Annotated in this window: 20 protein-coding genes and 2 pseudogenes; 14 read left to right on the forward strand and 8 right to left on the reverse strand. The window is 74.2% G+C overall.

What is annotated here, in order from left to right:
• Positions 1–4: 4 nt before the first annotated feature.
• The 5 genes from ACZ3KJ_RS31940 to ACZ3KJ_RS31960 are packed head-to-tail and all read left to right on the forward strand — an operon-like array spanning position 5 to position 7,044.
• On the forward strand, positions 5–943 hold the full coding sequence (locus ACZ3KJ_RS31940) for an ABC transporter permease (RefSeq protein WP_467532097.1): 939 nt from the start codon (positions 5–7) through the stop codon (positions 941–943).
• Complete coding sequence (locus ACZ3KJ_RS31945) at positions 940–2,841, forward strand: dipeptide/oligopeptide/nickel ABC transporter permease/ATP-binding protein (protein ID WP_467532098.1); 1,902 nt, start codon at positions 940–942, stop codon at positions 2,839–2,841. Before ACZ3KJ_RS31940 ends, ACZ3KJ_RS31945 begins: the two co-directional genes overlap by 4 nt.
• The gene (locus ACZ3KJ_RS31950) at positions 2,834–3,853 is read left to right on the forward strand and encodes an oligopeptide/dipeptide ABC transporter ATP-binding protein (protein WP_467532100.1); all 1,020 of its coding nucleotides are present in this window, start codon (positions 2,834–2,836) and stop codon (positions 3,851–3,853) included. The genes ACZ3KJ_RS31945 and ACZ3KJ_RS31950 overlap by 8 nt, the downstream gene beginning before the upstream one ends.
• A 20-nt stretch (positions 3,854–3,873) precedes the next feature.
• Positions 3,874–5,352: an aldehyde dehydrogenase family protein gene (locus tag ACZ3KJ_RS31955; protein ID WP_467532101.1), complete on the forward strand. Its 1,479-nt coding sequence runs from the start codon at positions 3,874–3,876 to the stop codon at positions 5,350–5,352.
• A 48-nt stretch (positions 5,353–5,400) separates the two neighbouring features.
• Positions 5,401–7,044, forward strand: coding sequence for an alpha/beta hydrolase (locus ACZ3KJ_RS31960; RefSeq protein ID WP_467532102.1), 1,644 nt, complete (start codon positions 5,401–5,403; stop codon positions 7,042–7,044).
• 96 nt (positions 7,045–7,140) lie between these two features.
• Here the strand turns inward: ACZ3KJ_RS31960 and ACZ3KJ_RS31965 are convergent, their stop codons facing one another.
• From ACZ3KJ_RS31965 to ACZ3KJ_RS31975, 3 genes and pseudogenes are all read right to left on the reverse strand, one after another.
• A complete protein-coding gene (locus ACZ3KJ_RS31965; protein WP_389518723.1) occupies positions 7,141–7,341 on the reverse strand; it encodes a hypothetical protein in 201 nt (66 codons plus the stop codon).
• 810 nt (positions 7,342–8,151) lie between these two features.
• Positions 8,152–8,406 carry a hypothetical protein gene (locus tag ACZ3KJ_RS31970; RefSeq protein WP_467532241.1) on the reverse strand — a complete coding sequence of 85 codons (255 nt, stop codon included), beginning with the start codon at positions 8,404–8,406 and terminating at the stop codon, positions 8,152–8,154.
• A 9-nt stretch (positions 8,407–8,415) separates the two neighbouring features.
• Positions 8,416–8,580, reverse strand: a pseudogene (locus ACZ3KJ_RS31975) (hypothetical protein); the annotation flags it as partial.
• A gap of 29 nt (positions 8,581–8,609) precedes the next feature.
• On the opposite strand from ACZ3KJ_RS31975, the pseudogene ACZ3KJ_RS31980 reads away from it, so the two are divergent.
• From ACZ3KJ_RS31980 to ACZ3KJ_RS32000, 5 genes and pseudogenes are all read left to right on the forward strand, one after another.
• Positions 8,610–8,735: pseudogene (locus ACZ3KJ_RS31980) on the forward strand (phenolic acid decarboxylase); the annotation flags it as partial.
• Between the two features lie 54 nt (positions 8,736–8,789).
• Positions 8,790–9,263, forward strand: coding sequence for a DUF3237 domain-containing protein (locus ACZ3KJ_RS31985; protein WP_467532242.1), 474 nt, complete (start codon positions 8,790–8,792; stop codon positions 9,261–9,263).
• A gap of 183 nt (positions 9,264–9,446) precedes the next feature.
• On the forward strand, positions 9,447–11,579 hold the full coding sequence (locus ACZ3KJ_RS31990) for a DUF4139 domain-containing protein (protein WP_467532104.1): 2,133 nt from the start codon (positions 9,447–9,449) through the stop codon (positions 11,577–11,579).
• A gap of 8 nt (positions 11,580–11,587) precedes the next feature.
• Positions 11,588–13,150 carry a DUF4139 domain-containing protein gene (locus ACZ3KJ_RS31995; protein ID WP_467532106.1) on the forward strand — a complete coding sequence of 521 codons (1,563 nt, stop codon included), beginning with the start codon at positions 11,588–11,590 and terminating at the stop codon, positions 13,148–13,150.
• A gap of 54 nt (positions 13,151–13,204) precedes the next feature.
• Positions 13,205–13,648 carry a GNAT family N-acetyltransferase gene (locus tag ACZ3KJ_RS32000; protein WP_467532108.1) on the forward strand — a complete coding sequence of 148 codons (444 nt, stop codon included), beginning with the start codon at positions 13,205–13,207 and terminating at the stop codon, positions 13,646–13,648.
• Between the two features lie 156 nt (positions 13,649–13,804).
• On the opposite strand, the gene ACZ3KJ_RS32005 is transcribed toward ACZ3KJ_RS32000, so the two are convergent.
• The 3 genes from ACZ3KJ_RS32005 to ctaD form a co-directional block, all read right to left on the reverse strand.
• Positions 13,805–15,331 carry a carboxylesterase/lipase family protein gene (locus tag ACZ3KJ_RS32005; RefSeq protein ID WP_467532110.1) on the reverse strand — a complete coding sequence of 509 codons (1,527 nt, stop codon included), beginning with the start codon at positions 15,329–15,331 and terminating at the stop codon, positions 13,805–13,807.
• 863 nt (positions 15,332–16,194) lie between these two features.
• Entirely contained in the window at positions 16,195–16,548 is a 354-nt protein-coding gene (locus ACZ3KJ_RS32010; RefSeq protein ID WP_467532111.1) for a cytochrome C oxidase subunit I, read from the reverse strand.
• Positions 16,549–16,568: 20 nt separating this feature from the next.
• Complete coding sequence (ctaD, locus tag ACZ3KJ_RS32015) at positions 16,569–18,263, reverse strand: aa3-type cytochrome oxidase subunit I (RefSeq protein ID WP_467532112.1); 1,695 nt, start codon at positions 18,261–18,263, stop codon at positions 16,569–16,571.
• Positions 18,264–18,680: 417 nt separating this feature from the next.
• Here ctaD and ACZ3KJ_RS32020 point away from each other — a divergent pair, with 417 nt between their 5' ends.
• The 4 genes from ACZ3KJ_RS32020 to ACZ3KJ_RS32035 all read left to right on the forward strand — a co-directional run bounded on the left by ACZ3KJ_RS32020 (position 18,681) and on the right by ACZ3KJ_RS32035 (position 22,841).
• Positions 18,681–19,013, forward strand: coding sequence for a DUF485 domain-containing protein (locus ACZ3KJ_RS32020; RefSeq protein WP_467532114.1), 333 nt, complete (start codon positions 18,681–18,683; stop codon positions 19,011–19,013).
• 35 nt (positions 19,014–19,048) lie between these two features.
• Positions 19,049–20,650 (forward strand): sodium/solute symporter, encoded by a 1,602-nt coding sequence (locus tag ACZ3KJ_RS32025; protein ID WP_467532244.1) that lies wholly within the window; start codon positions 19,049–19,051, stop codon positions 20,648–20,650.
• 554 nt (positions 20,651–21,204) lie between these two features.
• Complete coding sequence (locus ACZ3KJ_RS32030; protein WP_467532116.1) at positions 21,205–21,903, forward strand: hemerythrin domain-containing protein; 699 nt, start codon at positions 21,205–21,207, stop codon at positions 21,901–21,903.
• Positions 21,900–22,841 (forward strand): pyridoxamine 5'-phosphate oxidase family protein, encoded by a 942-nt coding sequence (locus ACZ3KJ_RS32035; protein ID WP_467532117.1) that lies wholly within the window; start codon positions 21,900–21,902, stop codon positions 22,839–22,841. Before ACZ3KJ_RS32030 ends, ACZ3KJ_RS32035 begins: the two co-directional genes overlap by 4 nt.
• Positions 22,842–23,280: 439 nt before the next feature.
• Here the strand turns inward: ACZ3KJ_RS32035 and glpK are convergent, their stop codons facing one another.
• Together glpK and ACZ3KJ_RS32045 are read right to left on the reverse strand one after the other, a co-directional pair.
• Entirely contained in the window at positions 23,281–24,786 is a 1,506-nt protein-coding gene (gene glpK, locus ACZ3KJ_RS32040) for a glycerol kinase GlpK (RefSeq protein WP_467532246.1), read from the reverse strand.
• Between the two features lie 38 nt (positions 24,787–24,824).
• On the reverse strand, positions 24,825–25,592 hold the full coding sequence (locus tag ACZ3KJ_RS32045; RefSeq protein ID WP_385075981.1) for an IclR family transcriptional regulator: 768 nt from the start codon (positions 25,590–25,592) through the stop codon (positions 24,825–24,827).
• Positions 25,593–25,673 lie beyond the last annotated feature (81 nt).

Here is a 25,673-nt window from a genome sequence, read left to right on the forward strand (position 1 = left end):
TGACATGCACCGGATCCTCTTCCGCTGGCTCGTCGGCGCCGTCCCGGTGGTGTTCGGCGTCTCCGCCCTGACCTTCGTCCTCACCGGTCTGGTCCCGGGCGACCCCGGCCGCACCATCCTCGGCGCGAACGCGAGCCCCGCCCAGGTCGAGGCACTCGACCGGCAGCTCGGCCTCGACCGTCCCCTTCCCGTCCGTTACTGGGACTGGCTCACCGGCGCCTTCCACGGCGACCTGGGCTACTCCCTCACCTCCGGCGTGCCGGTCGGCGACCAGCTCACCTCCCGCCTCGGGGTCACCCTCTCGCTGATCGGCGGCGCCGTCCTGGTGGCCGCGGTGGCGGGCGTGGCGCTCGGCGTCCTCAGCGCGCTCAAGGGCGGTTGGCCGGGACGGGCCGTGGACGGCATCGCCCTGGTCGGACTGGCCGTGCCGAACTTCTGGTTCGGCCTGGTGCTGATGACGGCGTTCGCCGTGCAGCTGCCGGTCTTCCCGGCCACCGGGTACGTCCCGTTCACCGAGTCCCCCGTGCAGTGGTTCCAGTCGCTGGTGCTCCCGGTGCTGACCCTGGGGGTGCCGGCCACCGCGCCGGTGGCCAAACAGACCCGCGACGGCGTGCTCACCCAACTGGGCCGCGACTACGTCCGGGTGCTGCGGGCCCGCGGCATCCCGGAACGGTCCGTCCTCTTCCGGCACGTGCTGCGCAACGCGGCCGCCCCCGTCGTGACCGTCCTCGGTGTGGTGGTGGTGACCCTGTTCGGCGGGACCGTGCTCGCCGAGACGCTCTTCGTCATGCCGGGGCTGGGCGGCCTGGCCGTGACCGCCGCCTCCACCCAGGACATCCCCATGGTCCAGGGCGTCGCCCTGGTGTTCACGGTGACCGTGATGCTGATCAACCTGCTGATCGAAGTGGTGTACGCGATGCTGAACCCGAAGGTGCGGACATGAAGAGCCTCGTCAAGGGCTTCGTCCGCAAACGTGCCGCGCTGGTCTCGGCCTGCTACCTCGTCCTCGTCCTGCTGGTCACGCTCCTGGCGGACCGGCTGGCCCCCTACGACCCCGACGCGCAGGACCTCACCGCCGCGCTCGGCGCGCCCGACGGCGCGCACTGGCTGGGCACCGGGGAGCTGGGCCGGGACGTGCTGAGCCGGCTGATGCACGGCGGGCAGGTCACCCTCCTCGGCGTGCTGATCACCCTGGCGGTGTATCTGACGCTCGGGGTCCCGGCGGGCATGGTCGCGGGCTACCGGGGCGGCTGGTTCGACCGGTTCGTGCTCAAGAGCGCCGACCTGGTCTCCGCCGTCCCCGTCATCATCGTGCTGCTGGTGGTCCTCTCGGTCTTCACCGACGACGAGAGCGCCGCCATGGCCGCCAACGGCCTGCTCGGGGCGCCCCTGCTCGCCCGGGTCGTCCGCTCGGCCACGCTCGGCGTCAAAGAGGAGCTGTACGTCCGTGCCGCCGTCGCGAACGGCGTCCGGGACGCGGTCGTCGTCCGCCGGCACGTGCTGCCGCGGGTGACCGGTGTCGTCCTGGTCCAGGCGTCCGTGTACGGCGCGTACGCCGTGCTGCTGGAGACCGGGCTGGGCTTCCTCGGTCTCGGCACCACCCGGGCCAGCTGGGGCAACATGATCGCGGAGGCGTCCGAGAACGTCGGCACCGATCCCTGGCTGCTGGTGCCCTCCGGCGCGGTGATCATCAGCTTCGTCCTGGCGCTCGGTCTGCTCGGCGACGGTCTGCGCGACACCCTCGCCGAGCGGTGTTCGCCCCCGGCCGACAAGCCGCCGTCCCGCCGGCGCGCGACCCGTCAGGCACTGCTCGAAGCGCCCAGGACGGTCACTGCGGCGGCCGGACCGGCCGTGGACGCGCTGCTGTCGGTCCGTGGACTGACCGTGGCGCTGCCCATCGACGGCACGCCGACCGACGTCATCCGCGACGTGTCCTTCGACCTGCGGGCCGGTGAGGTGCTGGGCATCGTCGGCGAGTCCGGCTGCGGCAAGACCGTCACCGCGACGTCCCTGCTGGGCATGGTGCCCGCCGGGGGCGAGATCACGGCGGGCACCATCCGCTTCGAGGGCGCCGACCTCGCCCGCGCCGACGCGGCCGCCCTGCGCCGGGTGCGGGGCCGCCGTATCGGCTGGATCTCCCAGGACCCGCTGTCCGGCCTGGACCCGTCGTTCACCGCGGGCGCCCAGGTCGCGGAGGCGGTACGGGTCCACACCGGGTGCACGCGCCAGGAGGCCCGGCGGCGGGCGCTCGAACTCTTCGCACGGGTACGGCTGCCCGACCCGGAGCGGGTCGCCGCCAGTCACCCGCACCAGTTGTCGGGCGGCATGGCCCAACGGGTCGATATCGCCGCCGCGCTGGCCGGGGATCCCGCGCTGGTGATCGCCGACGAGCCGACCACCGCGCTGGACGTGACCGTGCAGGCCGAGATCCTGGACCTGCTGCGCGACCTGCGGCGGAACGGCACCGCCGTCATCCTCGTCACCCACGACTGGGGGGTGCTGGCCGACCTGTGCGACCGGGCCGTGGTGATGTACGCCGGGGAGGTAGTCGAGGAGGCCGAGGTCGGCGCGCTGGTCACCGCACCGGCCCACCCCTACACGGCCGGACTGCTGAGCTCCGACCCGCACCGCGCGGTCCCGGGCGAACCGCTGCCCGCCGTGGAAGGCGCCGTACCGCCCCCGAACCGGTGGCCGGTCGGCTGCCACTTCCAGAACCGCTGCCCGCGGGTGACCGACGCCTGCCGGGAGAAGCCGGTCGTCATCTCCCGCCTCACGTCCCCGGAGCGCTCGACGCGCTGCATCCGGCCCGCAGAGCTGATCGGAGAAGCGGCTCATGACTGAACACACCGGCACGGCGGCCCCGGAGCGGGACACGGCCCTGCTGCGGCTGCGCGATCTGAACGTCTCCTACCGGCGGTCGGGCAGGCGCGGCGGCACGGTGCACGCCGTGCGCGGCGTCGACCTCACGGTGCGCCGCGGGGAGACCGTGGGCCTCGTGGGCGAGTCCGGCTCCGGGAAGTCGAGCATCGGCTCGGCCGTGCTCGGGCTGGTCCCCGCGACGGGCGGCTCCGTCGAGTTCGACGGCGCGGACGTCACCCACGGCTCCCGCGCGGACCGCCGGCTGCTGGCCCGCCGTATGCAGGTGGTCTTCCAGGACCCGTACGGCTCCATGAATCCGGCGCACACCGTGGGCGACACGCTCGGCGAGGCACTGCGGCACAACCTGGGACTGCCCGCGGAGGAGATCCGGGAGCGGGTGGTGCGCGCCCTCGACGACGTGGGGCTCCCCCCCGGTGCCGCACGGCGTCATCCGGCGTCCTTCTCCGGGGGCCAGCGCCAGCGCATCGCCATCGCCCGGGCGCTGGTCATGGAGCCCGACTTCATCGTGTGCGACGAGGCGGTCAGCGCGCTGGACCTGTCCGTGCAGGCCCAGGTGCTCAACCTGCTGACCCGGCTCCAGCGCGCCCGTGGACTGAGCTACCTGTTCATCTCCCACGACCTGGCCGTGGTGCGCCACCTGAGCGACTCGGTCGTGGTCCTGTACGCCGGCCGGGTCGTCGAGCGCGGTCCGGCGGCCCTGGTCGCCGGCCGTCCCTCCCACCCGTACACACGCGCGCTGCTGGCCGCCGCACCGGTCCCGGACCCCGTGGTCCAGCGCCGCCGCCGGGCCGAGCGGCAGCGCTGGACGGCCGGGGCGGCGACCGCCGGCCGTACCAGCGAGGGCTGCGCGTTCGCACCCCGCTGCCCGTTCGCCCAGGACGCCTGCTGGACGGCCCCGCCCGCACTCGTCGAGCGCCACGGGACCGCCGTCGCCTGCCACCGGTACGACGAGATAGCCGCCGACCAGGCATGACGCCTCTCCTAAGGATCTCGATGACCACCACCGCCCCCGCCCCCCTCGACATCGCCTCCCTCCTGCCGGACGGCACCCACCTCGTCGCCGGCGAGTGGGTCCCCGCCCGGACCAGGGCCACCCTCGACGTCGTCGACCCGGCCACCGGAACCCTCCTCGCCCGCGTCCCGCGCGGCACGGCCGAAGACGTCGACGACGCCGTGCGGGCCGCCGAGGCGGCGCTGCCCGCCTGGCGCGACACCAGCCCCGCCGTACGCGGCGAACTCCTGTACCGCTGGGCGGAGTCGGTGCGCGAGCACGACGACACCGTCAACCGCTTGGAGGCGATGGAGGTCGGCCACCCCGTCGGCCCCTCCCCCATCGCCGCGCGGCTGACCCATCTCGCGGGCAAGGCCGACAAGATCCTCGGCGATACCCTGCCCACCCGCTCCCCCGACGTCCTGGGCCTGACACTGCGCGAGCCGTACGGCGTGGTGGGCGCGATCATCCCGTGGAACGCGCCAGGCCCCATGACCGTCTTCAACACCGCCGCCCCGATCGCCGCCGGCAACACCGTCGTCCTCAAGCCCGCCGAGGACGCCCCGCTCACCGCCCTCTACCTGGCCCGGCTGGCGCTGGAGGCGGGCATCCCGCCCGGTGTCCTCAACGTCGTCACCGGCTACGGCTCCGAAGCCGGCGCCGCCCTGCCCGCGCACCCCGGCATCCGCAAGATGAGCTTCACCGGCTCCCCCGCCACCGGCACCGCCGTGATGGAGGCCTGCGCCCGCAACCTGATCCCGCTCCAGCTGGAACTGGGCGGCAAGTCCCCGCAGATCGTGCTGCCCGACGCCGACCTCGCCCGCGCCGTACCGGCGATCGTGCGCAGCATCGTGCTGAACAGTGGCCAGGTCTGCGCGGCCGGCTCCCGCGTCCTGGTCCACTCCTCCCTCCACGGCCGGCTGGTCGAGGCGCTCGCCGAGGGCTTCCGCGCCGTACGGGTGGGGCAGTGGCACCAGCCCGTCGACATGGGTCCCCTGATCAACGCCCGGCAGGAGAGGCGGGTGCTGGACTACCTGGCGATCGGCCGGGAGGAGGGCGCCGAGGTGGTCGTCGGCGGCGGCAAGCTCACCGGAGCGCCGTACGACGACGGCCACTTCGTCGAACCGACGCTCTTCGACCGGGTGCGCCCCGGAATGCGCATCGCCCAGGAGGAGATCTTCGGCCCGGTGCTGTCGGTGCTCACCTACGAGGACGAGGAGGAGGCGGTCGCGATCGCCAACGGCACCCGCTACGGCCTCACCGCCACCCTCTGGACGCGGGACGTGGGGCGGGCGGTGCGGCTGGCCCGCCGGGTGCAGGCCGGTCAGGTCGCGGTCAACACCCTTGGCGACGGCGGACCGGCCGGGGCGATCGGCGCGCCCTTCGGCGGCTACAAGCACAGCGGCTTCGGCCGCTCCATGGGTCCGGACTACCTGGAGGACTGGACGCAGGTGAAGGCGGTGGTCATCGACGCGGCCTGATCCGGAGCACGCACGAGAACCACACCCGTCCAGCGAGCAGGAGGAAGAATGCACGACGACCGAACCGGACTCCCGACGGGCGGCGGCCTCGCCCGACGCGGCTTCATGAGCCTCGCCGGAACCGCCGCCTCGGCCGGCCTGCTCGGTGCGGGCGGCCTGCTGGCCGCCTCGTCGGCGGCCCCGGCGAGGGCCGCCGACACCACCGACACCGACGCCGACCTGGTGATCAGCGGCCTGACCTTCACCCAGGACGTCTCCTACGCCGTCGCCAGCGGCGCGGACCTGAGGTTCGACTTCTACCAGGGCACCGTCAAACCGGCCGACGTCGGCCCGGAGACCCCTGCCACCCCGCCCAGAACGCCCACGCCGGTGGTCGTCTGGGTTCCCGAGTACGGCCTGGAGGAGTACGTCGCCGGGCGCAACCACACCAACGTGGACAGCAAGTTCCCCACCCCGATCGCCAGTTACCTGGCCTACGGATACGCGGTCGTCAGCGCCACGTACGCCTCCCGGGCATCGCGGGAGAAGGACGTCAGGCTCCTGATCGGGTATCTGAAGGCGCACGCCGACGAACTGGTCCTCGACACGGACAACATCGGCGTCCTCACGGCCACCGGCACCGGTTACGTCGCGAGCATCGCCGTCAGCGACGGCGGCACGGCGGACGTCCCCGACCTGACGATCGCGGCACGCGCGGACGCGGACTACCGGGCCCTCATCACCCCCGCGAACACCGCACGGATCGTCGAGTACTTCGCGTCCCACATCGGCGGGACCTACGACCCCGGCTACGAACCGATCACCATGAGCACCCCGGACGTCGCCTGGGTCGACCCCTGCGTCCACACCAGCGAGCTCGGCGAGTACCGCGTCTTCCCGACGCCCTCCCGCGGCCGGGGCACCTACGCCAGTTACGCCGTCTACCTGCCCGAGGCGTACACGAGGTCACCGCGCCGGCGCTTCCCGGTGATCTACTTCCTGCACGGCGGCAACGGCAACCAGCGCGAGGCGAAGAACTGGCTGATGGTGCAGGTCGACGGTCTGATCAAGGCGGGCAAGCTCCCGCCGACCATCGTCGTGTGCGTCCAGGGCCTGCCGATCGGCTGGTACGTGAACGCCAACGTGGCGGCCGACGGCGTCCTGAGCGGCCCCGTGGAGGACGTGATCGTCAAGGACCTGGTCCCGCACGTCGACGCCACCTACCGGACCGTCGCCGGCCGGGAGGGCCGGGGCATCGAGGGCTGGTCGGCGGGCGGCTTCGGCGCACTGCGCCTGGCCTTCAAGTACCCCGGGACGTTCGGCCACGCCTCCAGCCTCGCGGGCGCCGTCATCGACTTCGAGGACGAGCCCATGAAGCAGTACGTGACCAACACCTTCGGCCCGCTCGACGACCCGGCCTCGGCCGCCTGGTTCGACTCCGTACGGCCTCATCACTACGTCGAGCACAACGCCCGCGCCATCAAGGCCGCGGGGGTCGGGGTCCGTCTCCTCGTCGGCGACGGCGACTGGCTCTACGACAAGGACGGCAAGAAGATCACGGAGAACTTCAGCAAGCTGCTGACGCGGTACGGCATCCCGCACACCTACACCGTGCTCCCCGGCGTCGACCACATGGTCACGGAGGCGATCGCCGCCGGCACCCTCGCGTACCCCTCGGACTTCTGGGAGGAGGCTCTGGCCAGGTTCAGGTAGGCGCGCCGCCGACGGGCACCGCGGTCGGACGCGGGCCGGACGGCCGGGAGCCCCGGATCGCCTGATCCGGGGCTCCTGGCTACCTGCCCGTTGTCGTCACAGAGCGGCGACGTGCACGCTCGCGGCCGACACGACCCCGTCCGCCGAGGCGACGGCCAGGACGTCGGCGCAGACGTCCGCGACGGGCGTCTCCAGGTGCACTCCGGCGAACGCGCCGAGCCCGAGGCCCCCGGAGACGTTGTCCAGGGCGGAGTCGGACAGCTCGGCGGACTCGATGCGAGAGGCGAGGTTTTCCACGCGTGTTTTCCCTTCAGACGGCTTGACCCGTGCCAGGTGCGCCCGGTCCCACGGTCCGGAACCGTTCGCGGCGCCCTGCACGACGCGGATCAAAGCACGCCCGCGGAGCGAGGGGCCAGCGGCCGGCCCGCCGGACGGGCCGCTCCCGGCGGCGGGCTTCACGCGTGTGGTTCCGCGGTGCCCGCGGAGGCCGTGTTCTTCACACGGTCTCCCGTCCCGCCGCCCTCCACACCCCCCTCGCGCGGCCGACCGGCCGGCGATCGCCGGCCCGCCGCGCCGGCCGTGCCCCCTTCGCGCCGTCTGCCGGAAGTCCCCCTGGACCATGGGAGGGCCGTGTGCAGGTTCACCGGATTTTCGGCCCCCTTGACGTGGACGCCCCGACGAACGGACCGCCACCTCGCCCGCACCGGGCACGCACGGGGGTCCGACCGAGCTGCTCCACCGGGCCGGACCGACGGCTCCACCGGGCCGACCGGGCTGCTCCACCAGGCCGACCGGGCTGCTCCACCAGGCCGACCGGGCTGCTCCACCAGGCCGACCGGGCTGCTCCACCAGGCCGACCGGGCTGCTCCACCAGGCCGGAGGACCGCTCCAGCGGGCCGACCGGGCTGCTCCACCAGGCCGACCGGGCTGCTCCACCAGGCCGACCGGGCTGCTCCACCGGGCCGGACGGGCTGCTCCACCTAGCCGACGACGCTGCTCCACCAGGCCGGACCGACAGCTTTCACCGGGGCCGGACCGACCACTTCACCGGAGCGGGACCGACCCCTTCACCGGGGCCGGACAAGCCGCGGCGGGCCGTCGCCCCGCTCACCCCGCGGACGCGTCACCGCCGGTGCCGTCCGCGGCCGCCAGCGCGGCGACCGGCCGATCGAGGGCGGGCAGTGCCCGGTCCGGCGCCGGCCGGTCGGCGTCGGGCAGTTCCCGGACGACCCGGACGAGGGCCGCGGTGCCGGCGCGGTCGTAGCGCTCCAGCAGCTCCAGCGCCCGGCCCGACGCGGTGAGCACCACGGTCCGCTGGTCGTGCTCGGGCCGGACCCGCTCCACCAGCCGGCCGGCGGACATCGTCCGGACGAGGTTGCTGACGGTGGACGGCGCCACCCGCAGCCGTGCGGCGGCCGCGCCGGGCCTGAGCCCCCGGCCGAGGAGGACGGCGCCCGCAGCAGCTCGAAGCGCGCCTCGGGCAGGTCCGGCAGCCCCTCGGCGCTGTGGGTGGCGCGCAGGACGGCGCGCCGCCACGGCCCCGGCAGACCCCCGGTCCGGCGGCCACCCGAGCCGACGGCCGGCAGTACGAGATGTACGTGAAGAACGCCACGACCATCGACTACCGCATCCCCACGGGCATGGTCGGCGGCCGCTGGGTGAAGGACCAGGAGGTGGACCCGGTGCAGCTCGCGGTGGGCCCCGAGGGCTTCGCCGACCGCGTCAACCGAAAGGACGACGACGCCATGACACCCGAGACCCCCGCGGCCCCGCCCCTCACCTTCTTCGCCCACCTGTCGGTGCGCGTCGACGCCCCGCACGACCTCGGTGAGGCGCCCGACGGCCACCGCCGGCTGGTGCCCCTGACCGGCGGCCGCTTCGACGGGCCGGACGTGCACGGCACGGTCCTGCGGGGCGGGGCCGACCACCAGGTCCTGCGCACGGCCACCCTGACCGAACTCGACGCCCAGTACGCCCTGGAGACGGACCGGGGCGAGCGGATCGCGGTGCACAACACCGGCATCCGTTCGGGCAGCGCCGAGGACATCGCGGCCGTCGTGCGGGGCGAGGAGGTGGCGCCGGAGCGGATCTACTTCCGCAGCTTCCCGCGCCTGACCACCGCCGCCCCCAGGCTGGCATGGATCAACGAGCGCCTCTTCGTCGCGACGGGGGAACGCCGGCCCGACAGCGTGGAACTGGACGTCTTCCTGCTCGGCTGACGCCACGGCGGTGACCCTGGTGCCGGAGCGTCCGCCGCCCGGGTCACCCCCGCCCGGGTCACCCCCGCCCGGGTCACCGCCGAGCGGGCGGGGGCGGGCCGCGGGAAGATCGGAATCGGCGCGGACGCGCGGGCCGTCCGGGCGTAGGCTTCGGTCAGCACGGACACGGCGGGGGTGGAGCACATGGCGACGGCCGAGGCGGCACAGAGGTGGGGGTCGGCCCTCGACGCGGTGGTGGTGTACGCGCAGGGCGCGCTCTGCCGCCGCCTGGCCCGCGGCAGCGTGCCCGCGGACGGCCGGGTGCGCGTCACGGGACTGCCCCGCTCGCTGGACCCGGGCTCCCTGCGGGCCCGTGCCCTGGGCGCCCCCGGGGTGCGCGTCACCGAGGCCCGCATCGAGGTCGAGGCCGAACCGTACGACACCGGCGTGCCCGACGGGTTGCGGCGCGAGGTGGAACGGCTGCGGGACGAGTGCGCGGCGGCACGGGGCCGCCGGGACCGTCAGCTGAGCCTGATCGAGGAGGTCAGGGCCCTCCGCCCGGTGCCGCCGCCCCGCCGCAAGGACGACCCGCACCGCCGGACCCCCGTCGACGCGTGGCTGGAGCTGGCCGACTTCGTCGACGACCGGCTGACGGGACTGCACAGCCGGCTCGTCGAACGGGAGGAGGCGCTGCGCCGCGTCGAGCACGAGCTGACCGTCGCCCTGGACCGGCTCGCCCGCGCCTCCACCGACGCGCCGTCGGCCCATGTGGACACCACGGTCTCCGCCGTCCTGGCCCTCGACGGCACCGCGGGCACGGAGGTGGAGCTGGAGCTGGAATACGGGGTGCCGGGTGCCGTCTGGGTGCCGGCCTACCGCCTCTTCCACCGCCGGGGCGACAACGGCGGCCGTCTGGTGCTGCGCGCCTCGGTCGCCCAGCGCACCGGCGAGGACTGGACGGGCGTCCGCGTCGCCCTGGCCACCGCCGACCTGCGGCGCGCCACCGACCTGCCGAGGCTCCGCTCGGTCCGGATCGGGCGCCGCCAGCCCACCCCCGCGTCGTCCGGCTGGCGCGAGCCGCCGGCGGGGCTCGCCGACCTGTTCGCCGGGTACGACGCGGCGGGCCCCCGCCCCGCGACGCCCGCCGCGCGCGACGCCGTCGTGGCCGGTGCCGCTCCCGTGCCCGTGGCCGCCGCGGGCGGCCCCGTGTCCGCTCCCGTTCCGCCACCGCCACCGCCCGTGCCGTCGGCACCGCGGGGCTACGGCGGCCCGGCCGGCGCGCCCCCGGTGCCCGGCGGCGTGTTCGGCGCCCCGCCGGCGCCCTTCGCCGGGGAGACGCCCGACCTCGCGGCGCCCCCGCCGCCGCTCCGGCCCCACCGGGCCGCGAAGGCGCGCGCCGGCGGCGGCCCGTTGGCGGCTCCGGCCGCGATGGCGCCCGCGGCTCCCTTCGGTGCCGCGCCGCCCCCGCCTGCCGCACCGGCACCGGCACCGGCGGCCGGTCCCCCGCAGCCGAGCGGCGCCGAGCTCGACTACGGCGCCCTCGTCCTGAGCGGCCCCGACGAGCAGGGCGGCCGCCGGGGCCGGCTGTTCCCCGACTCCCCCTTCGACCCGGTGGGGGCCGAGTACCGCCGCCGCGCCGCGTCGGTGGCCGCGCTGCCGCTGCCCGGGCACGCCGTGCGGCCCCGCGAGTCGGCGGGTTCCTTCGACCACCGCTTCGACGCCGTCGCGCGCGCCGACATCCCGTCGGACGGCACCTGGCACACCGTCACCGTCGGCGAGATCCCGGTCGGTCTGCGCACCGAGTACCTCTGCGTACCGTCCGTGGAGCAGACCGTGTACGCGACGCTGGTGCTCTCCAACGCCACCGGCCAGGCCCTGCTGGCCGGCCCGGTGGAGGTCACCGTAGACGACGACTTCCTGCTGACCGCCGCACTGCCCACGCTGGCCCCCGGCGGTGTGTGCCGGGTGGGGCTCGGGCCGGCCGAGGGCATCCGGGTCACCCGCCGCACGAACCTGCACGAGTCGACCTCGGGCCTGCGCAACAACACCACCGTGCTGGACCACCGGGTCCACGTGGAGCTGGCCAACCGGCTCGCGGGTCCCGTCACCGTCGAGGTCCGCGAACGGGTGCCGGTCACCTCCGAACCGGACGTGCGGATCGAGGAACGGTCCGACTGGACGGCACCCGGGGACACCCCGGGGCCGGAGCACCACGCGCCGGGCACCCGTGTCTGGCGGGTGGACCTGCCCGCCGGCGGCACCGCCGCCCTCGACGGCGGCTACGAGATCCGTATCCCGGCCGGCAAGGCCCTGGTCGGCGGCAACCGCAGGAGCTGACGCACCCCATGTCCACGGCCCCGAAGCCGATCGCCCTCCCCGTCACCGCCGTCACCTGCCTGGAGGACCGCGCCCACGTCGAGCGCGCCGTCGTGCTCGACCTCGCGGCCGGCGTCCAGCGGCTGCGTCTCGGACCGGTCAGCGCGCTGGCCGTCGACCGCACCGTCCACGCCGAGCTGACCGCCGACCACCCGGCGACCGTGCTCGACGTGCGGATCGTCCGTGCCTGGACCCCGCGCGGGCCGCAGCCCCCCACCGAGGACGACTCCGCACTGCGCCACCGGGCGGCGGCGCTCGAAGAGGAGCGGATCGCCCTGGAGCAGCGGCGGGACCGGCTGCGCGCCCGCCTCGACGCGCTGGGCCGGCTCGCCGCCGATCTGCTGCGGGAGATCGGCGAGGGCGCCGGATCCGGTGAGAGCGACGGGGCCCGCTGGGCCCGCGAACTGGACCGGGTGGACGCCGAGCGCGACACCCACGGGGAGCGACTGCGCGCCGTGGAGGCCCGGCTGGCCGCCGTCGCCGTCGAACGCGCCGAGGTGCAGCGGGCCATCGACCTCAGCGAGGAGGAGCCCGCCGAGCTGGTCGGCCACGTCGAGCTGACCGTGGAGACCGCGGCCGCCGGACCGGTCGGGCTGCGTCTGACCCACCTCACGCCCTGCGCGCTGTGGCGGCCCGCCTACCGGGCCGTCCTCGACGGGGACTCCCTGACGCTGGAGACCGACGCGATGCTCTGGCAGCGCACCGGCGAGGACTGGTCGGACGTACGGCTGACGCTGTCGACGGCCCGCTCGTCGCTGGCCACCGACCCGCCGCGGCTGGACCAGGACCGGCTGACGCTGGAGGACCGGTCCCCCGAGGAGCGCCGCACGGTCGACGTCGAGCTGCGCGAGGAGGAGATCGCGGACCTGGGCCCGGCCCCGGTGCTCGGCCTGCCGGGCGTGGACGACGGCGGGGAGGTACGGGTGCTGCACTCCCCCGCGCCGGTCTCCGTGCCCGCGGACGGCCGCGCCCACCGTGTGCCGCTCTCCTCCTTCACCACGGCCGCGCGCAGCGAGTACGCCTGCTCGCCCGAGCTGTCCCCGCTGGTCACGCGGACGGCACGGTTCGACAACCGGTCCGGTCACGCCCTGCTCGCCGGGCCCGTGGACCTCGTCCGGGGCAGCGGCTTCAGCGGACGCGGCACGCTGGCCTTCACCGCCCCCGGCGCCCCCGTCGAACTCGCCTTCGGCAGCTGCGACGACCACCGGGTGGTCCGCCGCACCGAGGAGACCCGCGACACCGCCGGCATCACCCAGCGGACCGTGCTCACCCGCACGGTCCGGCTGGACCTGTCCCGCTTCTCCGGCCCGGAGGAGCACGACGACCGGGTGATCACCCTGCGGGAGCGGATCCCGGTCTCCGAGGTCGCGGCGGTGCAGGTACGCCTCCGCAAGGAAGCCTGCTCCCCCGCGCCCGACACCGTCGACGCCGACGGCATCGCCCGCTGGGACCTCCCCCTCCCGCCCGGCGGCCACCGCACCGTCACCCTGGTCTACGAACTGACGGCCACTTCCAAGGTCGCGGGCCTCTGAGCCGGCTGACGGACAGCACGCCGGAACGCCGGGCAGGGCGTTAGTGTGACGATCATGGTGGCGTGGGGTGTTCGGCCCGCGTCGGCGTCGGACGTCGAGGCGGTGGCCGAGTTGCGGGCGACGGTGCTGCGGGCGGATCTGGAGCGGCTCGGGCGGTACGACGCGCGGCGGGTGCGGCAGCGGCTGCGCGACGGGTTCGACCCGGCCCACACCTGGGTGATCGAGGTCGGCGGCGCGTTCGCCGGCTGCGTGGCGTTGCGACCGGCCGCGGACTCCCACTGGCTGGAGCACTTCTACCTGGCCCCCCGTCTCCAGGGCGGCGGTATCGGTTCGGGCGTGCTGCGCGGGCTGCTGGAGCGGTGCGACCGCGACGGTGTCCCCGTCCGGCTGAACGTGCTGCGGGGCAGTCAGGCCCGCCGGCTGTACGAGCGGCACGGGTTCGCCGTCGAGGCCGAGGATCCGGTGGACGTCTTCATGCGGCGCGAGCCGACCCCATGAGTGACGGCGGTCCCGGCACCGAGCCGTCGGGCGTCTCGGTGCCGGGGCGGCCCGACCGCGCCGTGCAGGACGGTTCCGCCTGCACGGCCCCGGCTGGGGCGGCGGAGGCGGCCGGCCTCAGCGCCCGCCGCGGAAGCGGGGCCGCCGTACCGGCCGTCAGGAGGTGGCCGGGTTCCACAGGTCGCACTGGTGGTTCTCGGGGAAGGTGTCCACCGAGGTGATCGCCTCCGGGGCGAGGACCTGAACCTGCGGGAAGAGGTCCCAGCGTGGCGCGTTCACGGCGTACGGGATGCCGGTCCTGGCGAAGGTGGTCCAGTAGGCGAGCATGCTGTCCGCCAGGGCGTTCTGGGCCGGGGTGCCCGAGACGCCGCCGAAGACGTACCGGATCTCCGAGCCGTGGGGAGCGCCGATCGGGAAGCTGATCGGCAGGTTCAGGTAGTCCATGGCGTGACGGTCGGCGAACTCGTACTGGTAGGACCGGGTGTGTTCGGCCATCAGGCGTGCGGTGCGGGACTGGAGACAGGCGAACTGGGAGTCCGTGAGGATCGCGCCCAGGGCCTCGGCGGGCGTGCCGTGGTCCGACAGCGGATAGCGGGCCAGGATCTCGTCGGCTCGTTCACCGTGGAGCGCGCGGACCGCGACCGGGTAGCCCGCGGCGGTGAGCTGCCGGCCGGCCAGGTCGTAGGTGGTCGCCACCGTGAGCCGGCCCTCGTCGGCGGTGGTGCCCTGGAGGACGGGAACGTGGTGGAAGCGTCCGCTCTCCAGGGCGTCCGGCACCTGGAGGGGGAGGACCTTGCCGTCGACGTTGGGCACCCAGCGGGCGGTAGGCGCGGCCGAGGCGGTGAGCAGTTCGTCCGCGCTCTTGGAGCGCAGGCAGGCGGCGTCCGCGCAGCCCAGGGAGTCCGCCCAGGTCCGGCCGTTGTTCTGCTGCGACTCCTGGGTGGGCAGGGGGAAACCGCAGCCGGACTGGGCGATGGCCCGGTCGAACAGGCCGGTCGTGCGGGGCGAGACCAGGTGGTGGCAGACGCTGCCGCCTCCCGCGGACTCGCCGAAGATCGTCACATTGCCGGGGTCGCCGCCGAACGCCGCGATGTTGTCCCTGACCCAGCGCAGGGCGGCCTGCTGGTCGAGCAGTCCGTAGTTGCCGGACGTTCCCTGCGGCGACTCCTGGGCCAGGTCCGGGTGGGCCAAGTAACCGAAGGCGCCCAGCCGGTAGTTGAGGGTGACGACGACCACGTCGCCCTCGGCGGCCAGGTCGCCGCCGTCGTAGAACGTGCCGGAGCCGACGGTGAAGCCGCCCCCGTGGATCCACACCATCACCGGTCGCCCGTGGAGGGACCGCTGGGTGGGGGTGTGGACGTTCAGGTACAGGCAGTCCTCACTGGGTGTGCCGGGTCCCGCGAGGTTGCCCCAGGGGCTGGACTGGATGCGCTGCACGCAGGGGTCGCCCGGGGTGGCGGCGTCCCGGACTCCCCACCAGCGCGCGGGGGGAGCGGGCGGCTTCCAGCGCAGGGGGCCGACCGGTGGAGCGGCGTACGGGATGCCGAGGTAGGAGGTGGCGGTCCCGTCCGCCTTCCCCTGCACCTGCCCGTACCGGGTCGTGACGACGGGCGCGTCGGCGGCCGCGGCCGGTGTGACGGCCAGGCCGGCGGCGGACAGCAGCAGGACCCCCGCGACGACCACCGACCGCACTGCTGTCCGTCGGATCGACGACCAGGTGCGGCGGCACGGGACCGCCGTTCTTCTCGCTGGGCCGGACATCGGCACCTCCGTGGGGATGGATGACAACGGTCGTCGGAGTCTGGTCGGCCACCGGGCGCCGGGGACCGCGTGAACCACCAGTCCCGAAGTGCCGGGCGCGCTGGCGGTGCGACGCCCGCCGTGCGTCGTGTCGCGGGCCGGGCGGACTGGGAGGACCTCAAGTACCACGGGTTCGCCGGGCAGACGGTCAAGCTCCAGTGCCGGAAGGCCGGATCCGCCCACTACAGCGGGCAGGCCGCCCCGCGGGACGGCCGAGGGCCGCGCCCCGGTGACGGGAGGGGTTGGGGCTGACTTCGGACTGACTTCGTGGTGCGGCCCCCGCTGTGGGGTGGGCACCGCGGAGTCAGTCGCCCCGTTCCGTCCGGACGACCTGGTCCCAGCGTTCCGCGGTCCTGTCGTGCTCGTGGACGAGCCCGGTGCCGCGCCGCGGCACCGCTCGTGCTCCGCGATCTGCTCCGCGATCGCCTCGTCGAGGGCGGGATGCCCGTCCCCGGGATGCGGGGCGTCCCCGGAACTCGACCACCACCGGGCCTACGTCCACGCGGCACGGGCGTGGAGGACACCGCTGTGCTCCTCCCGCCGCTGCTGCCCCCGGCCGGAGTCCCGGGTGGGAGTCGCCGGCCTCCGGCGGGGGTTCTGGCGGGCCCCCGCCGACAACGCTTCCCGCGGCGGCGGACGAGCGCGGACCGGTCAACTCACCGTCACTGCGTACGCGTCGGTGTCGACGCGGCTCACGCTGCCCGGCGGCACACCGGGCGCCGACCGGCGGCGGGCCCGGGCACGCGTCAGTGGGGCCACAGCAGGGACAGGGCGCCGGTGGCGGCGCAGCAGGCGCTCGCGGCGACCGTCCAGCCCACGCAGCGCAGCCGGAGCGTCCGGTAGCGCCGTTCGTACTCACCGCGCAGGGACACGCACCGGTTCGCGATCCTCTCCAGGTCCTCGCGGGCGCGTTCGAGCCGGTCGGTGACGTAGTGCTGTTCGATCTCGATGCGCTGTGCGGTGGTGGTCCACTCCAGGGGGCGGACGAACTCGCGCGCTCGTCGTTCCGCCTCCGCGATGGTGGCCTGCCACAGGAGGTACCCCTCGACCTCTTCGCCGAGACCGGTGCCTCCGGCCTGCCGGTACGACGGCTCGCTCACCTGCGTCCCCTCGTCGTTCGTCAGTGGACCTGGGCTTCGGCCTCGGCCAGCGCCATGTCGGGGTGGTGCAGGTCGAAGGCCGGGGATTCGCTGCGGATGCGCGGCAGGGTGAGGAAGTTGTGCCGCGGCGGCGGGCAGGAGGTCGCCCACTCCAGGGAGCGGCCGTAGCCCCACGGGTCGTCGACGCCGACCGGCTTGCCGTACTTGGCGGTCCGCCAGACGTTGTAGAGGAACGGAAGCATCGACAGGCCGAGCAGGAAGGAGCCGATCGTGGAGACCGTGTTCAGTGCGGTGAAGCCGTCGGCGGCCAGGTAGTCGGCGTACCGGCGGGGCATGCCCTCGGCGCCCAGCCAGTGCTGGACCAGGAAGGTGCCGTGGAAGCCGACGAACAGCGTCCAGAAGGTGATCTTGCCGAGGCGCTCGTCGAGGAGCTTGCCGGTGAACTTCGGCCACCAGAAGTGGAAGCCGGCGAACATCGCGAAGACGACGGTGCCGAAGACGACGTAGTGGAAGTGCGCCACCACGAAGTACGAGTCGGAGACGTGGAAGTCCATCGGCGGCGACGCCAGGATCACCCCGGTCAGACCGCCGAAGAGGAACGTCACCAGGAAGCCCGCGGCCCACAGCATCGGGGTCTCGAAGGACAGCGAGCCCTTCCACATCGTGCCGATCCAGTTGAAGAACTTCACCCCGGTCGGGACGGCGATGAGGAACGTCATGAAGGCGAAGAACGGCAGCAGCACACCGCCGGTGACGTACATGTGGTGGGCCCACACGGTCACGGAGAGGCCGGCGATCGCGATCGTCGCGGCGACCAGGCCCATGTAGCCGAAGATCGGCTTGCGGCTGAAGACCGGGATGACTTCCGTGATGATGCCGAAGAACGGCAGGGCGATGATGTACACCTCCGGGTGTCCGAAGAACCAGAAGAGGTGCTGCCACAGCAGCGGGCCGCCGTTGGCCGGGTCGAAGATGTGGGCGCCGAACTTGCGGTCCGCCTCCAGGGCGAACAGCGCGGCCGCGAGGACCGGGAAGGCCAGCAGGACCAGGACACTGGTCAGCAGGACGTTCCAGGTGAAGATCGGCATGCGGAACATGGTCATGCCGGGGGCGCGCATGCAGATGATCGTGGTGATGAAGTTGACCGCGCCGAGGATCGTGCCGAAGCCGGAGAAGGCCAGGCCCATGATCCACAGATCGGCGCCGACGTTGGGGGTGCGGATCGTGTCCGACAGCGGGGTGTAGGCGAACCAGCCGAAGTCGGCCGCGCCCTGCGGAGTGAGGAAGCCGCCGACGGCGACCAGCGAGCCGAAGAGGTAGAGCCAGTAGGCGAAGATGTTCAGCCGCGGGAACGCCACGTCGGGCGCGCCGATCTGCAACGGCATGATCCAGTTGGTGAATCCGGCGAACAGCGGGGTGGCGAACATCAGGAGCATCACGGTGCCGTGCATCGTGAACGCCTGGTTGTACTGCTCGTTGGAGACGATCTGGATGCCCGGCCGGGCCAGTTCGGCGCGGATGACCAGCGCCATCACGCCGCCGATGAGGAAGAACATGAACGACGTCGAGAGGTACAGCGTGCCGATCGTCTTGTGGTCCGTGGTGCTGAGCCACTTGACGACGACCTCGCCGCGGCGTTGGCGCCGGACCGGCAGCTCGTCCTCGTAGTGGGACCCTGGTGCCGCGGCACCCTGAGGTTCGTCGACGATGCTCAAAGCGTGCTTCTCCCGTGATCGCGGCTCGTCCGCGCCGTGCGTGCGTCCGCCGCCATCCTGGCCGCCCGCAGCCGGAGGCGACGTCGCGCGGCAGCGACACACCGCCACTGCGGTGATTGCTGTACACGGATGGAGCAGTGCGGCGGCCCGCCCGGTCCCCACGCCCCCGCCCGGTGGGGCGCCGTTGTGCGAGGGCGCCGTTGTGCGAGGGCACAGATCTGTCCGCGCGGGACTGTTCCCGGGGCACGCGGTGTCGTGTTCGGGGCGCCGTCGCCCTCCCCCGTGCCCCAGACTCACCAGCGGTCACCGTCCGGTGACGCTGTCGTCGGCCAGGACGCCCGGGGGAGCGCGGCTTCCCGTGCCCCGGCTTTCCGCGCGGGCCGGACACTCCCGAACGACGCCACGAGAGAGTCGAGCATGGTCTGGAGAGCAGCCCCCACCGGACGGTCCACGGATGCCGGACGGCGTCCCGCGGGACCGCCGTACGCCGCCTTGCGCGGACCCCGTCGTACGGCGGCCGTGCTGACGGGCGGGACGTTCCTGACGTTCCTGCTGCTGTCGGCGTGGGCGCCCGGTCCGATGTCCCGGCCCGTCACCGGTGACGGGCCGCCCGTGGGCGTGCTGGCGGGTCTGGCGCAACTGCCCTTCATGGCGGGCGTCCTGTGGTGGTTCGAGCGCGCCGCCCGTCGCGGGGGCGATGTCCCGCCGGCGCCGGCGGACGACGCGGGCCGCGGCGGTGAGCCGCGGTGAACAGCGGCGGAACCTCCCTCCAGAGCCTCGCGCTCATGGCGTTCACCGCGATCGTCACCGTCACGCTCATGCTGTGCGTGATCTCCGGCCCGGACAGCGAGAGCCTGGAGGAGTTCTACACCGGTTACGGCCGGTTCTCCCCCCTGCGCAACGGCCTGGCGATCGCCGGTGACTACATCTCGGCGGCCACGGTCCTCGGCACGGGGGGCGTCATCGCCCTCGCCGGGTACGACGGCATCGTCCTGGCCCTGGCCACCTCGGTCTCCCTCGCCCTGCTGATGGCCGTCCTGGCCGAACCCCTGCGCGGCAGCGGACGCTTCACGATGGGCGACACCCTCGCCCGCCGCATGCCGGGCCGCTCCCCGCGCGTCACGACGGCCGTCGTCACCGTGATCGCCCTCATGCCCCTGATGCTGGTCCAGTTGGCCGCCTGCGGAGATCTGGTGGCCTTCCTCCTCGGGTTCGAAGGGTCCGTGGCCGGCACCGGGTGCATCGTCGCCCTGGGGCTGCTGATGATCAGCTACGCGGCCATCGGGGGCATGCAGGGCACCGCCTTCGTGCAGGTCCTCAAGATGGTCGCGCTGATCGGCTCCGGTCTGGTCGTGAGCGTGCTGCTGCTGCGCCGCTTCGACTACGACGCCGGCGCCCTGCTGGACGCCGCGGCGAGACGTTCCCTCGCCCCGGAGGCGTACCTGCGGCCCGGGCTCCAGTTCGCCACGGGGTCCCACCCCCGCCTGGACATGGTCGCGACCACCGTGACGCTCGCGCTCGGCGCGGCCTGCCTGCCCCACATCACCATGCGGCTGTACGGCGCCCGCAGCGCGCGCCAGGTCCGCCGGTCCATGTCGTGGGCGGTCTCCCTGGTCGCCCTGTCGGTCCTGATCATCGTGGTGTTCGCGTTCGGCGCCGCGGCGCTCGTGGGCGGCCCGGCGATCCGGGCCGCCGACCCCCAGGGCGACACCGCCTATCTGCTGGCCGCCCGTGCGGCGCTGGGCCAGGGCGGCACGCTGGTGGAGGCCCTGCTCCTCACCGGCGTGACGACGGCGCTGTTCCTGACGCTGCTCGCCTCCGTCGCCGGGATGATCCTGGCCTGCGCGGGCACGCTCGCGCACGACGTGTTCACCCCACGGGACGGCACCCCCGCCACGCCGCGCCGGGAGATACGGACCGCGCGTACCGCCGCGCTGGGCGTGGGGGTCGTGGCCGTCGCGCTCGCCATCCCCGTCCAGCACCGCAGCCTGCACGCGCTGAGCATGCTGTCCATGTCCCTGGGCGCATCGGTGATCGCGCCCGCGCTGCTCTACTCCCTGTTCTGGGCCCGCTTCCACCGGACGGGACTGCTGTGGACCCTGATCGGCGGCACGGCGGGCGTACTGCTCCTCTTCCCCGCCACGAGCCTCGTCTCGGGCACGCCCGACGCTGTCCTGCCCGGACATGACATCAACTGGCTGCCCCTCGCCACCACCGGGGCCGTCACCATCCCCCTCGGCTTCCTGCTGGGCTGGCTGGGCACGGTGCTCCCCCGCCGCCGCGCCGGGGCGCCGCGCGACGTCCGGGACACGGTGGCCGTGCCTTTGCCGCCGTACGAGCGGGCGGCCCGGCACGCGGCTCCCCGGACGGACGCCGCCCGGGACTGACCGGCGGCCGGCCCCGGCCGCACGCCCCGGGGACGGGTGCCCGGCCCCGGGCCCGGCCGGCGCCGCTGCCCTGCGTCGCGAGGGTCCACCGCCGGGCCGACAGGCGTGGTCCGCCGTCGGGCCGACAGGCGTGGTCCGCCGTCGGACCGGCAGGCGCGGTCCGCCACCGGCCCGACAGGCGCGGTCCGCCACCGGGCCGACAGGCGTGGTTCGCCGTCGGCCCGGACCAGTGCCGGTCGGGCGTGTGCCGCCTCCCGGCCCGGCCGGCCGCGAGCAGCGGCGCGAGGACGGCGCGCTGCCTCGGGCCCCGAGGGCGACCGGCCTCCCCCCGCCCCCCCGGCCCCCCGACGTCGGCGCCCGGCGGGCCCAGGGCTCGTAGACGCAGTACGCCGCACGCATCCGCCGGGGGGCGGACCGGCCTCCTCGACGGACGGTGAACGTCCTGGCCGAGGCGGCGCCCGGGGCGCCAAGTGCGGCGCCAAGCGTTCGCCAAGAGGCCGGCCGCACCCTTGGCGCCTCATGCCCTGTCCGAACCGTTGTTGGAGCAAGCAAGCGTGTCCCCCAGTAGTACGGCTTTCGAACGCCCCGTCACCGGCCGTCCGTACACCCACGAGATGGTCGTGGTCCACCGGGTCTTCCGCCGTGAGTCGGCCCTCCTGCCCCGCCTCGTACGCGCCGTACCGGACGGCGGTACGGTGCGCGCCGCCGAGGTCGCGGCGTACCTTGACGATTACCTGACGGGTCTGCACCACCACCACACCGTGGAGGACGAGTTGATCTGGCCACTGCTGCGTGCGCGCGCCGCGGACGACGGGCTGATCGTGCGGATGGAGGAGCAGCACGAACGCATCGACCACAGTCTGGCGGCCGTCACCGGGTGGGTGCCCGCGTGGCGGCGGACGGCCGACTGTGTCGCCGGGGAGGAACTCGCCCTGGCGCTGGACGAGCACCGCCGTGTGCTCCTCGGCCACCTCGACGACGAGGAGCGGATGGTCCTCCCCCTCGTCGCCGAGCACCTGTCCGTCGCCGAGTGGGACGCGGTCGGACGCCGCGGGCTGGAGACCGTCCCCCGGAACAAGCTCATGCTCGCCCTCGGCGCGCTCCTCGAGGAGGCCACGCCCGAGGAGCGGGCCCACTTCCTCGGGAAGGCACCGCTGGCCGGCCGGCTGCTGTGGCGGGCCGTCGGCAGGCGTCGGTACGCCGCGGCCTGCCGCGCCGTGCGGGGCCCGCTGAACGGGGAGGCGGGACGGTGACCGTACTCGACTCCGCCCCGCTCGACGTCCTCGACGCCTACCGCACCTGCGAGTTCGCCACGCTCGGCCGGGACGGCACCCCACTGGCCTGGCCGGCGGCGGTGTCGCGCCGCGCGGACGGGACCCTCCTGCTGACCACGTCCCTGGCGTTCGCGCAGAAGGCGCTGAACGTCCGCCGGGACGGACGCGTCGCGCTGCTCCTGTCCGACCCGACCGGCAGCGGTCTCGACCACGCCCCGCAGATCTACGTCGGCGGCCGGGCCGAGTGCCCCGACGAGATCATGACGGGTCCGCAGGGCGCCGAGGACTACTGGCGGATGCTCTTCGAGCGGCAGCCGCACAGCCGGTCGTACCTCTCCCCTCCCCTGCGGTGGCTGATGGACTGGTACTACCTGCGGCTGCTCATCACCGTCACGCCCGAGCGGGTGATCGTGCGTCCTCCGCTCGCTCCGCCCTCGTCCGGGCACGCGTCCCCGGGCCCGGACGGGGGTGGAGCGCTGCCCGGGGCCGCTCAGCTCGCCCGCTACCCCACCGCGGTCCTCGCCGCCCGCGACGCGTCCGGGGCGCCCGTGCTCGCCCGGACCCGTCCGGTGCCGGGGGACGCCGGTTTCACGGTGGAGGTGCCGTCCGACTGCGCCGTGGCGCCCGGCCCGGCGTCGCTGCTGGTGCACCGGCACGACGAACGGCTCAACCGCATGGAGAACACGCTCGTCCGCGGTGAGCTGGAGCGGACCGGTGCGGGCTGGTCCCTCGTGCCCGCCACAGTGGTGCAGCCGATGGGCTCGGGACGGCCGAGCGACGCGCTGCGGGTGCTCCGGCGGACGAAGCGGGCCACCGACCGGTATCTGGAGCGCCGCGGTCTGTCCCGGCCCGCGGTGCAGTGGTCCGAGTTCCGGGCGCTCGCGAAGCCGGACGCACGGCGGGACGGCAGGACCTGACGGCCCGACGGAAACAGAGGGTGCCGGCCGGCCGCCGGGCGGTGACGGCGGTGTCCGACCGGCGAGCGGGTGACGGCGGTGTCCGACCGGCGGGCGGGTGGCGGCGGTGTCCGACCGGCGGGCGGGTGGCGGCGGTGTCCGACCGGCGGGCGGGGTGGCCTACGCCGAGCGCGCCAGGCGCCGCTCCGTCCTCCCGGCGGAGGGCGGCACCCGCATCGGCCGCCTCCGCCCCCGCCGGTGGGGGGTGGCCGGCTCGGCCGACCAGACAGCCGCCGGACGCGGCCGCAGGTCCAGGGGATGTCCCTCGCCACCCGGTGGCCGTCCCGGTGGCGCACGGACAGCGTCCCGCCGACGGTCTCCCCGGCGCGGACACGACGGCTGAGCCGGTCGGCGGGTTCCCGCCCGCAGGTGCCGGCCGACGCTCCTTCGCCATGTGCCCTCAGGCGGGTCTGATCCACCCGATCGACCGCTCGACGGCCCGCCGCCAGTTGTCGTACTCCGCCTCCCGTCGATCGGGGTCCATGTCCGGCAGCCACTGGCCGGCCCGGTGCCAGTTGCGGCGCAGCACCTCCAGGTCGGTCCAGTAGCCGGCGGCCAGCCCGGCCGCGTAGGCGGCGCCGAGGGAGACCGTCTCGGCGACCATGGGCCGTACCACGGGCACGTCGAGCACGTCGGCCACGAACTGCATGAGCAGGTTGTCCGCCGTCATGCCGCCGTCGACCTTGAGCCGCTCCAGGGGGACCGGGAAGTCGGCGTTCATGGCGTCGACGACCTCCCGCGTCTGCCAGCCGGTGGCCTCCAGTACGGCCCGCGCCAGGTGCCCCTTGGTGATGTACGAGGTGAGGCCGACGATGACACCCCGCGCGTCGCTGCGCCAGCGGGGTGCGAACAGGCCGGAGAAGGCGGGGACGATGTAGCAGCCGCCGTTGTCCTCGACCGTGCGCGCGAGGGTCTCGATCTCCGGCGCGCTGCTGATCAGTCCCAGACGGTCGCGGAACCACTGGACCAGCGCCCCGGTGACGGCGATCGACCCCTCCAGGGCGTAGGCCTGGGGCTGGTCCCCGATCTTGTACGCGACGGTCGTGAGGAGCCCGTTCCGGGAGCGTACGACGTCGGTGCCGGTGTTGAGCAGCAGGAAGCCGCCCGTCCCGTACGTGCACTTCGCCTCGCCCGGGGAGAAGCAGGTCTGGCCGAAGAGGGCGGCCTGCTGGTCGCCGAGGGCGGCCGTGATGCGGACCCCGGGGAGGACCGAGCGGGCGACGCCGTAGGTCTCGGCGGACGGCCGGATCGCGGGCAGCACGGCGCGGGGGACCCCGAAGAACGCCAGGAGGTCCTCGTCCCAGTCGAGCGTGCGGATGTTCATCAGCATGGTGCGGCTCGCGTTGGTGGCGTCGGTGATGTGCAGGCCGCCGTCCGCGCCGCCGGTGAGGTTCCAGATCAGCCAGCTCTCCATCGTGCCGCACAGCACCTCGCCGTCCTCGGCGCGCCGGGCCAGCGCGGGGTCGTGGTCGAACAGCCAGCGCAGGCGCAGCGCCGAGAAGTAGGTGGAGGGGGGCAGGGCGCACCGGTCGAGGAAGAAGCCGTCCCCGGGGTGGCGTCGCAGGTCGTCGACGAGGGATGCCGTGCGGGTGTCCTGCCAGACGATCGCCCTGCCCAGCGGGGTGCCGGTCCGCCGGTCCCACAGCACCGTCGTCTCCCGCTGGTTGGCGAGGCCGACGGCGGCGACCTCCTCGGCCCCGACACCGCCGTCGGTCAGCGCCTCGGGCACCACGCGCCGCACGTTGCGCCAGATCTCGGCGGCGTCGTGCTCGACCCATCCGGGCCGGGGGAAGTGCTGCTGGTGCTCCCGCTGGGCGACGGACACCAGCCGGCCGTGGTGGTCGAACAGGATGCACCGGGTGGAGTTGGTGCCCTGATCGATGGACATTACGTACCGTTCAACCATGATCGGTCTGCCTTCCGACATGCCGAGAGGCGGTGGTGTCACCAGCGAGCGGCACCCAGGTCCCGGGAGATCGCCCGTGCGGCCTCGCGCAGCAGGGTGACCAGGCTCGGCCGCGGGCGGCCCTGGCTGTCGCAGATCCGCTCGACCGGGCCGGACAGCCCGACGGCGCCCACGACGAGGCCGCCGTGCCCGCGGATCGGCGCGGCGATGCCGGCCTCCCCCATGCTCATCTCCTGGACCTCGCCCGCCCAGCCGAGTTCGCGGATCTCGGCGAGCGCCCGGGTGAGCTGTTCCGGGACGACCAGCGTGTGCCGGGTGTACGCCTCCAGGCCGAGGTCGACGGCGGGCTCCAGGGGTGCGGTGCCGAAGGCCAGCAGCACCTTGCCGAGCGAGGAGGCGTGCAGCGGCAGCAGTGAGCCCACGTCCAGCGTCTGGAGCGTGTCGTCGGGCCGGAACACATGGTGGACGACGAGCACCCTGCCCTCCAGGGGGGTGCCCAGGCGCACCGCCTCCCCGCTGCGGGCGGCCAGGGCGTCGGCCCAGTTGATGGAGCGCGACCGCAGTTCGTTGACGTCCAGGTAACTGGTGCCCAGGTGCAGCAGGGCGGCCCCGAGCTGGTACTTCCCGGTCGCGGCGTCCTGCTCCACGAAGTCGACGTGCTGGAGGGTGCGCAGGATGCCGTGGGCGGTGCCCTTCGCCAGCCCGAGGGAGGCCGCCACCTCGCCGAGCCCGAGCCGGCGGGGCCCGCCCGCGAGCAGCCGCAGGATCGCCGCCGCCCGTTCGATCGACTGGACCGGTCCGGCCATGATGCGAGCTTATTACCGCCGCGCGGCGTACGCCGGTCGTGGCGGCGGGCGTCCCGCCGCCGGACCGGGCGCGGGCGTTCG

It is taken from the genome of Streptomyces sp. NPDC003248 (assembly GCF_055563235.1).